The sequence below is a fragment of the Pseudomonas ficuserectae genome, from assembly GCF_024584585.1.
In the GTDB taxonomy this organism is placed as follows: Bacteria; Pseudomonadota; Gammaproteobacteria; order Pseudomonadales; family Pseudomonadaceae; genus Aquipseudomonas; species Aquipseudomonas amygdali.
Genome location: NZ_CP085684.1, coordinates 2,134,085 through 2,146,354, shown reverse-complemented (window position 1 = coordinate 2,146,354; position 12,270 = coordinate 2,134,085). Strand labels below are relative to the sequence as shown.

Genomic DNA, 12,270 nt, shown 5'->3' with positions numbered 1-12,270 from the left:
GAGCGTCCCGCCCGTCAGGCACGGCATAGGAAATGCCGGATGTACCTTGAGACTCAGGGAGAAGGTGCGGCGCGTGCTCTTGCGCTCACGTCATGACCAGACATAGAAGCGCTTGGGGGGATCGCAGAGAAATGACGGGCGAACGCGTCAAGGCGCGACTCGCATACAGAAAGGGGGGTGGCTGGCTCGTTGACGAGACTGATCGCTCTGCCCTTGGAACTGACGTTTGCATACCGCGTGACCAATTGAAACCTCATCTTCCGTTTGAGGGTCAACGACGGGGAACGGCCTGCGCCGGGTGTCAGCGCCAGGGTGGACCCGATCGGCTGCGACTGCGGGGTTGTAGACCCATAGCAATCATTGACGCTGGGGTTTTGGCCCTGAGCGCCCGGGATAATAACCATGATTTTTGGCAGTGAGGCAAACAAAAAGTTACAAACCCCCAAAGTGTCCGTCAAACGGCACTGCTGCGCGAACCAGACATCTGTTTAAAACCCAGCGTGCTGGTTAAGACTTTTCCCGCCTCCGGGTGCAATACTCAACGCTTGAATCAGACGAATCCTGCTTTCATGACCCTTACTTACCGACGACTGACCCCGACCGATGCAGTGGCTTATCGCGCGTTGATGCTTGAGGCATATGATCGCCACCCGGACGCCTTTACCTCTGATGTGAAAGAACGTGAAACGCTGCCTGGCGAATGGTGGGAAAACAGGCTGGATAACAGCAATGCGTCAACCGAAGCAGTGTTTGCCGCCGTCGAAGACAACAAACTGCTGGGCGTAGCCGGGTTGTCCGTTGAAACCCGAAACAAGGCCCGGCACAAGTCAACCTTGTTCGGGATGTACGTGCCTCAGGCTCACAGAAACAGAGGCATTGGCTACCAATTGATGTGCAGCGTGCTCAACCATGCCAGATCCCGTCCTGAGCTTCTGGTCGTACAGCTCACCGTCACGCAGGGTAATGCCGCAGCACAGGAGCTTTATGAGCGCATGGGCTTTGTGACCTTTGGCGTTGAACCACTTGCAGTTGCCGTAGGCAGCCGGTTCGTCTCCAAGGTGCATATGTGGAAGGATTTACGGGAGTAAGTTATCCCCTAGCCATTATCTGCGTTCAGCATCCGAGCGCCTCGGCTGCGTCGGTCAGAGAGTCGACAATAACGTCCCAGTCCTGTTCGGCAGTAAGGTCAGACGTCTGGCCTGGCCCGTGCTCGGACGGGCGTCGGACGAATACCGTCTTGAAGCCATTCGCACGGGCCGCCGCCAGGTCGGAGTTATGCGCAGCCACCATGGCGACTGCTTGCGGGGCCAGGCCCACGGCGTCTGCCGATTTCAGGTAGGTCTGCGGCATTGGTTTGTAAGAACCCGCTATTTGCGCGCCGACAATCACGTCCCACGGCAAGCCAGCGAACTTTGCCAGGTTGAGCATGCCGGCAATATGCCCGTTGGAAAGCGTGCCAATCGAGAACCTGCGTTTGAGCCGCGTGAGGCCGGCGACGGAATCGGGCCATGGATCCAGCCGTTCCCAGGCCTTGTTGAGCTCAATCAGTTCGGTATCCGGAATGCTGCCGAAATCCACCTCGTGCCGTGCCAGCACGGTTTCCAGACTCTCCCGGTTGAGCACGTCAAGTGTCACGAAAGGACGCTCACCCGAGCGAACGCGCTGCATGGAAGGCTGGTAGAGCCCGCGCCATTGATCGGCAAAATCGAGGGGGTCGACGTTCACGCCATGACGCAGCAGAAAGGGCGCGGCGGCGCGTGCCACACCACCTCGCCAATCCACAACAGTGCCGAATACGTCGAACCCGAGAAAACCCACCTGTTCAAATCTGGCCATATTATCGCTCCGGTAATGTGTATCGTCGCTTATAGTTCTACACAAGCAGTCGCTCGGAGGACAGTCGTTTCCGGGCAGACATTGCCCTCGTTGAAGAGGTAATGAGTGATATCGAAACCGGTCGGCGACTGGCCAATCAACGATGGATGGAGAATTCATGAACTACGTGAAGCTTGGAAACACAGGGCTGGATATTTCCAGACTGTGCCTTGGGTGCATGACCTTCGGCGAACCTGATGCCGGAACGCATCCCTGGACACTGGGCGAAGAAGCAAGCAGACCGATCATCAAGCACGCCGTCGAGCAAGGCATCAACTTTTTTGACACCGCCAACAGCTACTCGGCAGGCACCTCGGAAACCATCGTCGGAAAGTTGCTGAAAGAGTTCACGCGCCGCGACGAAACCGTGATCGCCACCAAGGTGTTCTTCCCGGCAAACATGTGGGAAGGCTCGACAAGGCCCAACGAGAAAGGGCTCTCGCGCAAAGCCATCATGTCCAGTATCGATGCGAGCCTGACGCGGCTCGGCACTGATTATGTCGACCTGTACCAGATTCACCGCTGGGACTATGACACGCCCATCGAGGAAACCATGGAAGCCCTGCACGATGTGGTCAAGGCAGGCAAAGCCCGATACATCGGCGCCTCGTCCATGTATGCGTGGCAGTTCGCCAAGGCCCAGCAGGTCGCGGTCGCGCACGGGTGGATCAAGTTTGTGTCCATGCAGAATTATCTGAATCTGGTGTATCGCGAAGAAGAACGCGAGATGATCCCGCTGTGTATCGATCAGGGTGTCGGCCTGATGCCCTAGAGCCCGATGGCGCGTGGCAGGCTGACCCGGCCCCATGGGCAGCAGACCGAGCGGACCAGGACCGACATTTCCGGTCAGTCGTTTTACCAGGCGACGGAAAAGGAAGACGGTCGGGTGATCGACGTTGTGGAACGGGTCGCAGCAGAACGGGGTGTGCCGATGGCGCAGGTCGCACTGGCCTGGGTATTGGCCAAACGGGGGGTTTCAGCGCCGATTGTCGGCGCGTCCAAAGCGTCCCAACTGGACGATGCCATCGCCGCACTGGAGCTGGTGCTCAGCGACGAAGAGATCCAACGCCTTGAGGCACCTTATGTACCGCATCTGGTGACCGGATTCGTCTGATCCGCACAGCAGAAACCCGACGCCGGCGAACGTTACAGCGTCGCCGGTAACCTGATGGACCGCAGTCATCCGATAGAACGGTGACCAGCAACGCTTATATTACGAAGACAACATCACAGCACTCGTAACCGTCACACATTTCTGAAATAACACCTGCCTATCTCGCCGCACGCAAATATCTATTGGGCGACCGACCGGCTGCACGGTATTGTCTGACTATTCGCAATGAATGGCCGTTTGCCAGCGCTTGATTCGACTTTATCCACTTCCCCAGTTCGAGTTCCTTCCATGAAAAATCCGGTTTCTCTGGCTACCCGCATCGGCTTGGGGTTTGCCGCGGTCGTTTCACTGCTCATATTGATCACCGCTGTCGGCATTCAGCGGGTTGGCTTCATCGACAGCACCCTGGAAGACGTTGGAGACAATGCCGCAAAGGTGCAACGCTATGCGATCAACTTTCGTGGCAGCGTGCATAACCGGGCGATCGCCCTGCGCGATGCGGCGCTGGTCAACAATGATCAGGACCTCGCGCTCCATCTGGAAGAGATGACCCGGCTGGAAAAGGACTACATCGATTCGGCTGCACCGATGGATCAACTGTTCTCCAGTCCGACCGTAAGTGCCGAAGAGCGGCAACTGCTGCGTGGCATCAAGGAAATCGAACAGCAGACGCTGGGCTCTACCAAAAGCGTCATTGCATTGCGCCGTACCGGTGACATCGCCGGTGCCCAGGCCCTTTTGCTGAGCCAGACATCGGGCGACTACAGCGAATGGCTGAAGCGCATCAACGCGCTCATCGACCATGAGGAAGCCTCGATCAGGGTTCAGCTGGATAATGTGCAGGCGACCGCCAGCCAGTTCCGTGGCCTGATGCTGCTGGCAACGGCTTTCGCCGTGCTGCTGAGTATCGTGCTGTCGGTTTTCATCATTCGCTTTGTGAAAAAGACGCTTGGCGCGGAGCCTGTAGAGGTTGCGCAGGCCATTCGAAGATTGGCGGCCGGCGATCTGCAGCAAACCATCACCACCGCGCATCCCGACAGCGTCATGGGCGTACTGAAAACCGCGTTGACTCGTCTCTCGGAAACCATCACAGAGGTGAGGACGGCTGCCCAAGAGGTCAGCCAATCATCCACCGTGCTGTCGGCGGCTTCATCTGCCAACAATACCCAGATAATGGTGCAGACCCGTGAAGCCGAACAGGTGGCGACCGCCATCAGCCAGATGGCCGCCACGGTCAATGAAGTCTCGGGCTATGCAGCACAGGCAGCGGACGCTGCACGTTTGGCAGACAGCGAAGTGGCGACCGGTAACCGCCTTGTCGAAGGCACTACCACTGCCATCGAGCAACTGGCGGCCACGCTGACTGAAACAACAAATACTGTGGAGCAGGTGTCCAGGCACAGCGAGCAGATCGAAACGGTGATCGAGGTGATCAACTCGATTGCCTCGCAAACCAACCTGCTGGCGCTCAACGCAGCCATTGAGGCCGCCCGCGCGGGCGAGCATGGCAGAGGTTTTGCGGTCGTGGCCGATGAGGTTCGTTCGCTGGCCAATCGCACCCAGCTGTCGACCCAGGAGATTCAAAACATGATCAGCACGCTGCAGGGTGGTACTGAAACCGCGGCACAAAACATGCGCGACAGCTGTGAACTGGTCAATCGCGCCGTGGAGCAGACACGCAATGCCCAAAGCGCCCTGTCGAGAATCAATCAGGAAGTGAGTGCGATCAATCACATGAACGCGCAGATCGCCAGCGCTTCGGTTCAACAGAGTTCAGTGGCAGAAGACGTTGCGATGAACATCACCAGCATCCACGACTCGACACTCAAATCCGCCAATGGATCGCAGCAGGTGGCTACCGCCAGCGAGGAGCTGGCACAGCTTGCGGATCGCCTGACCCGCAAGGTCGCGTTTTTCAAGGCAGGCTGACGGTGTGAGCAGGTATTCGGCGATGGATGCTGCATCGCCGCATACCTCATTAGCGGCAAATCAGTCTGTGCAAACTGGAGCTACGTATCGCCAGCGCAACGGTGAACATGGACAGCGCGGCACATACCGCACCGATGACGATGGCGGCGGTAAAGCCGGCCCGACCGGACACCACGCCGCCGATGAACGCCCCACCGCCAATCGACAGATTCACCACACAGACCAGTAACGCCTGAACACCCTCCACGCGGTCATTGGAGGCCTCGAAACACCAGATCTGCGTGGTGATGGGGATCATCCCGAAAGCGAACCCCCAGACCAGAATCACCGGCCAGAGCAGCCACGGGTTGCCGACAAACATCAGCAATGCGGTCAACGATCCCAGCATCAGCAGGGTCATGATCAGCACCGAGGACGGCGCGCTTCTGGCTGCCAGGGCTCCCCCGGCCAGATTCCCTGCCACCGCTGCCAGACCGAAGGTGAAGAGCAATGCTCCCAGGGCCTGCCCCTGGATATGCGCGAACTCCTGCACGAAGGGCGCGAGGTAGGTGTAAGCCGCGAAGTGCCCGACGTAGATCAACAGTGCGGCGGCGAACATACGACGAATGCGTTGCTCGCCAGCCAGCGACAGCATCTGACTGATGCCGGCCGAGCGCTCGCCCGGTAACGCCGGTAAAAACGCTGCGATCAACAGCCCTACCGCAACCGTGACCACTGCCGCTGTTTCAAATGCCGCCCGCCAGCCGAAGGCTTCACCGATCAACGTGCCAGCCGGAATACCGGCAACAGTGCCGATCGAGACGCCCGCCAGCACATACGCGGTGGCCTTTACGCCCTCCTTGCCGGGCCTCAAGCGAGGCCCGAGCGAACCGGCAATCGTCCAGAAACCTCCCAGTGCGAAGCCAAGCAGGACCCGGCCGGCAAGCGTCAGCCAGAAGTGCGTCGACAGCGCCACGATCAGGTTGGACGCCAGCAATATCGACAGCAGCCCCAGCAGCAGGCGCTTGCGATCAACATGACTGAACAGGGCAATACAGGAAGGTGCTGAAATGGCCGCGAGGATGCCGGGGACAGCCATCATCAAGCCCGCTTGGCTGATGCTGGTTCCCAGGTCACGAGCAATATCGGGCAGCAGCCCGACAGGGAGAAATTCAGTAGTGACGGTAGCGAATGACCCAAGGGATACACTGCCTACAGCCCACCATGAAGCGGGTTTTATTACGAGGTTTCCAGCAGTTTCAAAACGACTCACAGCGGTTCCAGAATTCGGGGATGTCAGCAGCTGACCCGTCGGGCCAGCGCGTGGATGCGCGTAACCCTAACGTGTAAAGCCTTGACGAAGCCACCTTGCGAGAGAAATTCTGTGTCAACGACCCGCGATAATTTCTGCGAAAACTGGCTATCCGGCCGATGCTCTGCGTCGAGGTTTCGTGGGTGACGCAGAGCGTCACGAAAGGCGTTCCCATGCAGAGCATGGGAACGCTCACACAGGCAGTCGTGACCTACTTGTTGCGGGTCACTCTCCAGACGGTGTTGGCCAGGTCGTCGGCGATGATGAGCGCGCCCTTCGGATCAACCGTCACGCCTACCGGCCGCCCGCGAGTCTTGCCATCAGCACCACGGAAACCCGTTGCGAAGTCCACCGGTTCACCCGCAGGACGTCCATTGCTGAACGGCACAAAGATGACCTTGTAGCCAACCGGATTATCGCGGTTCCAGCTGCCGTGCTCGCCAACGAAGACACCGTCAGCGAACTTGTCACCCATGGCCGGGATGGAGAAATCCACACCCAGAGCGGCAACGTGCGAACCAAGGCTGTAATCCGGCTTGATCACCGCAGCGACCTTGGCCGGATTCTGTGGCTGGGCACGCGTGTCTACGTTCTGGCCCCAATAGCTATACGGCCAGCCATAGAACGCGCCCTCCTTCACCGAGGTCAGGTAATCGGGAACCAGGTCCGGGCCCAACTCGTCACGCTCATTGACCACCGTCCACAACTGCCCGGTACCCGGCTGAATCGTCAACGCGGTCGGGTTACGCAGACCGGTCGCATAAGGCTTGTGGGCACCGGTTGCGGCGTCGATCTGCCAGACCATCGCGCGATCGATTTCGACTTCCATGCCACGCTCGGTCACGTTGCTGTTCGAGCCGATGCCAACGTACAGGGAGCGACCATCAGGGCTGACAGTCAGTGCCTTGGTCCAGTGGTGGTTGATCGCGGAAGGCAGATCGGTAACCTTGACCGGCTCACCGCTGGCCTTGGTCTGACCGTCCTGATAATCGAAGCGAACGAGCGCGTCCTGATTGGCCACGTACAGCTTGCCATCGGCAAACGCCAAGCCATAAGGAGCATTGAGGTTTTCGGCAAAGACTGTCTTCAGCTCGTACTTGCCGTCACCGTCCGCGTCGCGCAGCAAGGTCAGGCGATTGCCGCCTTTGACCTTGGTATTGCCCTGGGCTTTGATGACGCTGGCAATCACATCCTTGGGCTTGAGCTTGGCAGCACTGCCGCCGCGACCTTCGGCGATGAGGATGTCGCCGTTCGGCAACACGAGGGACTGGCGCGGAATGCTCAAGTCGGTGGCAATCGCAGTGATGCTGAACCCCTCGGGTAGGGTCGGCTTTTGATCGCCCCATGCAACGGGCTCGGCAATCTTCATGCTGGGCAACAGGCCACGTTGCGGTTCCGGTAGTTTCGGGTCCGGCCCGCGTGCCTGGGTACTGTCCGCTTCGCCACCACAGGCGCTCAGCAGCAGCGCCATGCTCAATACTGTCAGTGCGTGAGAGTGCTTCATTCTGCACCTCCCGAACGCAGGCTGGTCAGCCCTGTCCATGTCGCAACACCGGCCAGTACGGTCACGATAACCGACAGGATCAAGCCAGACGGCATGACCGCCCAAGCGTCTTTAGCATGCTCGAAAGCATTGACCAGACCCAGCACCCAGGTGACCAGCAACAACAGAAAGTACACCACGGGGCGACCGGCCTTGTGATCCGCACGCACTAGATTGACCAGCGCGAACAGCAACGCCAGCCCGCAGAACAGCAAGCCTCCGGCAATCAGCCAGGCGGCAAAGTTGCTCCACTGAATCTGAAAGGTCTGGTAGTAGGCGATATCGCTCAGCAATCCGCCAAGAAACAGAGGAACGGTTCCTGCAAGCAAGGTCGCGTGTAGCGGGCCTGGCGTATATCGGTAGACGGGATGGGTGGTTACGGTCATGACGGCTCCTTTTCGTTCGGCGACCCTGGATCAATGCTCAGTGCGAATGCACTCGCCTGTCGGGGTCGCGCTGAATGCGCATAGAAAAGGATCATGCTGGCGAAGCGATAGTTCAGCACTTTTCATTTCGAAATATTTTGAAAACGTTACTGGCTTGCAGTGCGCTTGTTTCGCCGGCAACGCTCAGAGCAATAAAGCACCTCATCCCAGCAGCGCGCCCACTTCTTGCGCCAGGTAAACGGCAGCCCGCAGACCACACAGGTTTTGACCGGCAGTTCACTCTTTTTCAAAGTGCCTCTCCGGCATCGAGCCTGGCCAGCAATGCCTCGCCTCGCTCCCACAGCGCCTGCTGTTTGGGTTCAGCCATGCGATCAAGGTTCTTGTAAATAATGCCCATACGCTGGTTGCGCCGCAAAATATCGCCATGGCGCATCAGAAAATGCCAGTAGAGCGCATTGAACGGGCAGGCATCGTCAGTCGTGCTTTCAGCGACCTTGTAAGCGCAGCCACGGCAATAATCAGACATGCGCTTGATGTACTGGCCGCTGGCGCAGTAGGGCTTGGAGCCCAGATAGCCGCCATCGGCGTGCATGACCATGCCCAGCGTATTGGGCAGCTCGACCCAGTCGAAAGCGTCCATGTAAATCGCCAGATACCACTCGCAGATCTGGCTCGGCACGATACCGGCAAGCAGCGCAAAGTTGCCGGTCACCATCAGGCGCTGAATATGATGGGCATAGGCATGCTTGAGGCTCTGGCCGATCGCCTGACTCATGCAGTTCATCTTCGTTTCGCCGGTCCAGTAAAACTCCGGCAGCGGCCTGCTGTTACCGAACAGGTTGCCATCGGCATACTCGGGCATTTTCAGCCAGTAAACGCCACGCACATATTCCCGCCAGCCGATCAATTGGCGAATGAAACCTTCGGCGGCATTCAGCGCCACCCTGCCCGACCAGTACGCGGACTCAACGTCACTGCAGATCTGGCGCAGATCCAGCAGGCCGATGTTCAGCGCAGCGCTGATCCGCGCGTGAAACAGAAACGGCTCATCAGTGGCCATTGCGTCCTGATAATCGCCGAAACCGGCCAGCCCGAAATCGAGAAAGTAGTCCCACAGCGCCTGAGCATCGACATGCGTCACCGGGTAATCGAAATCATCCAGCGAACCGTAATGACTGGCAAAACGTTCAGCTACCAGTGTCAGCACGTCGCGAGTGATCCCGTCTGCCGAGAAGCGCATCGGGTAAGGCGCAGCGACGCCCTTGGGCAGCGCCTTGCGGTTTTCCGCATCAAAATTCCAGGCACCGCCCACCGGTGTGCCATCGCCGTTCAACAGCAACCGGCTCTTGCGCCGCATCTCCCGGTAGAAGAACTCCATGCGCAACTGCTTTTTACCCTGCGCCCACGACAAAAACTCTTCGCGGGAACAGAGAAAGCGCGTATCGGCATACCATTGAATCGGCAACCCGCTGTCCTTGATCGACTGCTCCAGCCGCCAGTCACCGCACTCGGTGACGTGCAACTCATCGGCTTGCAGCAAGGCCTGCCAGCGCCGCAACTCACCCGGCACTGAGCCTGTGTTCTGCGGATCGTCGAGCGTGACGTACTGCACCCGAACGCCGCGCTCACGCAGCGCCTCGGCAAAATGACGCATGGCGCTGAAGATCAGCACGATTTTCTGCGGATGATGCGGCACATGGCTCGCCTCCTCCATCACCTCGACCAGCAGGACCGTATCGCGCTCAAGGTTCAGGTCTTTCAGGGACGCCAGGTCGAAAGACAGTTGATCACCAAGGACGAGGTGGAGATGGGGGGATTCGGTCAATGGAAAAAGCTCCGCATGGCGTCTGCAAGGATCTGAAAAGCTGTGGCGACAGACGATTGGCCTGTACCTCAGGGCCAGCTATCCAATACTCCGAAGCCGCAAAACTTGTACCAATGTAATTTCATGTACAAGATTTTCATAGCGTTTTTCGATGAGTTACCTGTGATGGTTGTCGCAGGTACAGCTGCGGTGGCCGAGTGGTGTCCTGCCAACTGGCAGGCACCTATACGATCAATGCCAGGCCACCGGCCCGAATCAAACCGACTGGTAACCCGCCAGCCCCGCCACCCGTTCAACCCACCGCAAAACACTCGGATACGCCCCCAGCTCCACACCGCCTTCCGGTGCCAGCACCACATACGGATAAACCGCACACTCGGCAATCGTAGGCCGCCCCATTGCCAGCCAGTCATGCTGTTCAAGGTGTTTGTCGAGTAGCCCCAACACAACAGACGATTTCTGCAGGGCCTCGGCCTTGTTCAGCGCAGCGCCGAATTTCTGCACCAGTCGCGCCGCGCAAAGGCTGTGCTGGATCTCGTTGCCGGCGAACGACAGCCATTGGGCGATTTCGGCCTGGCCTTGAGGGTGAGCGGGCCACCACGCCAGGCCGCCATATTCGCCAGCGAGGTAAATCAGAATGGCCTGCGAGTCGCGTAGGACGACCGGGCCATCTTGTAGAACAGGTAATTCGCCCAGAGGATTGAGGTCAGACAGTGGTGGCTTTTTATGCTCGCCGTTCAGAAAGTCCACCGCGACCACTTCAAGCTCGATATGGGCCAGGGCAGCGAACAGGCGGACTTTGTAGCAGTTGCCGGAGGCTTGCAGATCGTACAGTTTCATTGTGTGTCTCCATCGACGAGTTGATTGAATTCCAGAACGTTGCCATCGGGGTCGCGGATGAACAGTGCAATTCGTCGCGGGCCGATGGGGTGCGGCCCTTCAGTGACGACAATCCCCTGCGCGTCGAGCCAGCGCTCGAGCGCCTGCAAGTCATCGACGATAAACGCCGGGTGCGTCATGCCGGGCAGTTTCAGCGGGGCATCCAGCAACACGTTGTGAGCACGGGGCACGCGAACGCCATTGAAGATCAGGTTGATGCGCACGCCGTCCGGGCTGAGCATCTCGTTGGCTTCGTAACGTGGAAAACGCGCACTCTCGACAAAACCAAGCGTCTGATAGAAGGCCAGTGCGCGGTTTTGGTCGCTGACGCGAATACCGATGTGGTCGTATGCGAGAATCCGGGCGGGGTTGGGTTGCAGACTCATGAGGTTGAAACTCCGGTTGGAAGCAGTTTCGCAAGTGTCGGCCACGGCAGCGGTTTCACCTATGCTGCGGACCTGACAAGACCTATGCACTAATCGCACAAATCAGAAGGTGGCAATGGACAGGCTCAAGGCAATGGCCAATTTCGTGCGGATCGTCGACAGCGGCAGTCTGAGTTCGGCGGCGGATGTCACCGGGCAATCGGTTGCGTCGCTGGTCCGCTCGCTGGCCGCTCTGGAAAGTCATCTGGGCGTACGCCTGTTGAACCGCAGCACGCGGCGCATGGCTCTGACCGATGAGGGCGAGGAGTATTTGCGCTGGACCCGGCGCATGCTCGCGGACTTCGATGATATGGAACAGCGCCTTGATGGCCGCGACGGAATCGTACGCGGCCTTCTTCGGGTGACGGCACCTGTCGAGTTCGGACAGCGTTATATCGCCCCGTTGGTAAACGCCTTTCTCAGCGAGCATCAGGACATCAACGTCGAGCTGAACCTCAATGACCAGATCGTGCCTCTGCTCGACGAGCGCCTTGATCTGGCGTTGCGCATCGGCCATCTCCCGGACTCGGCGATGGTCGCGCGCAGGATCGGGGCGACCCGGCTGGTGAGCTGCGCAAGCCCGGGCTACCTGCGCACCGCCCCGCTGCTGGACACCCCGAAATCCCTGCCTGAGCACGCGTGCATTACGCTGGCTTCGCACGGCCGGCAGTGGTACTTCCGGCATCAGGGCAAAGAGTTGATACAGGACATTATCCCCAGACTGGTCTGTAATCAGGTCCGCGCCGCCAGCCTGGCCTGCGTACAGGGTCTGGGCGTGACCCGGCTGATGCATTATCAGGTTGCAGATGAACTGGCTGACGGTCGTCTGATCAGGGTACTCGACAACTTCGAAACGGCAGATCTGCCGATTCAACTGGTTTATCCGCACGCCTTGCAGCTCTCACCCCGGGTCAAGGCATTCGTCGAATGGGCGATGCCACAGCTGGAAAAATGTCTGCCTGATCCCTCTCTTCAAAATCGATAGCGCTGCCAAAAACTCACC

The 12,270-nt window shown here is 58.8% G+C and carries 11 protein-coding genes and 1 pseudogene; 4 read left to right on the top strand and 8 right to left on the bottom strand.

The genetic code is table 11. The annotated features are described in order from the left end of the window. Positions 1 to 569: 569 nt before the first annotated feature. Positions 570 to 1,088, top strand: coding sequence for a GNAT family N-acetyltransferase (locus tag LJU29_RS09485; RefSeq protein ID WP_005755986.1), 519 nt, complete (start codon positions 570 to 572; stop codon positions 1,086 to 1,088). A gap of 25 nt (positions 1,089 to 1,113) precedes the next feature. Here the strand turns inward: LJU29_RS09485 and LJU29_RS09480 are convergent, their stop codons facing one another. Beyond that, positions 1,114 to 1,836: a haloacid dehalogenase type II gene (locus LJU29_RS09480; RefSeq protein ID WP_005755987.1), complete on the bottom strand. Its 723-nt coding sequence runs from the start codon at positions 1,834 to 1,836 to the stop codon at positions 1,114 to 1,116. A 157-nt stretch (positions 1,837 to 1,993) separates the two neighbouring features. Between LJU29_RS09480 and LJU29_RS09475 the strand changes: the two are divergent. Both LJU29_RS09475 and LJU29_RS09470 read left to right on the top strand, forming a co-directional pair. Then, positions 1,994 to 2,989: pseudogene (locus tag LJU29_RS09475) on the top strand (aldo/keto reductase). A gap of 225 nt (positions 2,990 to 3,214) precedes the next feature. Continuing rightward, the gene (locus LJU29_RS09470) at positions 3,215 to 4,918 is read left to right on the top strand and encodes a methyl-accepting chemotaxis protein (RefSeq protein WP_442628776.1); all 1,704 of its coding nucleotides are present in this window, start codon (positions 3,215 to 3,217) and stop codon (positions 4,916 to 4,918) included. 49 nt (positions 4,919 to 4,967) lie between these two features. Here LJU29_RS09470 and LJU29_RS09465 read toward each other — a convergent pair whose 3' ends face one another. The 7 genes from LJU29_RS09465 to LJU29_RS09435 form a co-directional block, all read right to left on the bottom strand. Beyond that, positions 4,968 to 6,170: an MFS transporter gene (locus LJU29_RS09465; RefSeq protein ID WP_057453088.1), complete on the bottom strand. Its 1,203-nt coding sequence runs from the start codon at positions 6,168 to 6,170 to the stop codon at positions 4,968 to 4,970. A gap of 250 nt (positions 6,171 to 6,420) precedes the next feature. Further along, a complete protein-coding gene (locus tag LJU29_RS09460) occupies positions 6,421 to 7,713 on the bottom strand; it encodes a PQQ-dependent sugar dehydrogenase (protein ID WP_257112137.1) in 1,293 nt (430 codons plus the stop codon). Further along, positions 7,710 to 8,138 (bottom strand): DUF2231 domain-containing protein, encoded by a 429-nt coding sequence (locus LJU29_RS09455; RefSeq protein ID WP_002552775.1) that lies wholly within the window; start codon positions 8,136 to 8,138, stop codon positions 7,710 to 7,712. The genes LJU29_RS09460 and LJU29_RS09455 overlap by 4 nt, the downstream gene beginning before the upstream one ends. 146 nt (positions 8,139 to 8,284) lie before the next feature. Further along, complete coding sequence (locus LJU29_RS09450) at positions 8,285 to 8,428, bottom strand: DUF2256 domain-containing protein (RefSeq protein WP_004658371.1); 144 nt, start codon at positions 8,426 to 8,428, stop codon at positions 8,285 to 8,287. Continuing rightward, a complete protein-coding gene (locus tag LJU29_RS09445; RefSeq protein WP_057423611.1) occupies positions 8,425 to 9,963 on the bottom strand; it encodes a cryptochrome/photolyase family protein in 1,539 nt (512 codons plus the stop codon). Before LJU29_RS09445 ends, LJU29_RS09450 begins: the two co-directional genes overlap by 4 nt. 255 nt (positions 9,964 to 10,218) lie before the next feature. Continuing rightward, positions 10,219 to 10,803, bottom strand: coding sequence for a glutathione S-transferase family protein (locus LJU29_RS09440; protein ID WP_002552773.1), 585 nt, complete (start codon positions 10,801 to 10,803; stop codon positions 10,219 to 10,221). Continuing rightward, positions 10,800 to 11,228 carry a VOC family protein gene (locus tag LJU29_RS09435; RefSeq protein WP_005755995.1) on the bottom strand — a complete coding sequence of 143 codons (429 nt, stop codon included), beginning with the start codon at positions 11,226 to 11,228 and terminating at the stop codon, positions 10,800 to 10,802. The genes LJU29_RS09440 and LJU29_RS09435 overlap by 4 nt, the downstream gene beginning before the upstream one ends. Positions 11,229 to 11,343: 115 nt before the next feature. Here LJU29_RS09435 and LJU29_RS09430 point away from each other — a divergent pair, with 115 nt between their 5' ends. Beyond that, a complete protein-coding gene (locus LJU29_RS09430; RefSeq protein WP_005755996.1) occupies positions 11,344 to 12,252 on the top strand; it encodes a LysR family transcriptional regulator in 909 nt (302 codons plus the stop codon). Positions 12,253 to 12,270: the final 18 nt, after the last annotated feature.

Coding starts and splice junctions, on each gene's coding strand:
- LJU29_RS09455 (WP_002552775.1), bottom strand. CDS start 8,138: ATGACCGTAACCACCCATCCCGTCTACCGATATACGCCAGGCCCGCTA.
- LJU29_RS09470 (WP_442628776.1), top strand. CDS start 3,215: ATGAATGGCCGTTTGCCAGCGCTTGATTCGACTTTATCCACTTCCCCA.
- LJU29_RS09435 (WP_005755995.1), bottom strand. CDS start 11,228: ATGAGTCTGCAACCCAACCCCGCCCGGATTCTCGCATACGACCACATC.
- LJU29_RS09460 (WP_257112137.1), bottom strand. CDS start 7,713: ATGAAGCACTCTCACGCACTGACAGTATTGAGCATGGCGCTGCTGCTG.
- LJU29_RS09430 (WP_005755996.1), top strand. CDS start 11,344: ATGGACAGGCTCAAGGCAATGGCCAATTTCGTGCGGATCGTCGACAGC.
- LJU29_RS09485 (WP_005755986.1), top strand. CDS start 570: ATGACCCTTACTTACCGACGACTGACCCCGACCGATGCAGTGGCTTAT.
- LJU29_RS09480 (WP_005755987.1), bottom strand. CDS start 1,836: ATGGCCAGATTTGAACAGGTGGGTTTTCTCGGGTTCGACGTATTCGGC.
- LJU29_RS09440 (WP_002552773.1), bottom strand. CDS start 10,803: ATGAAACTGTACGATCTGCAAGCCTCCGGCAACTGCTACAAAGTCCGC.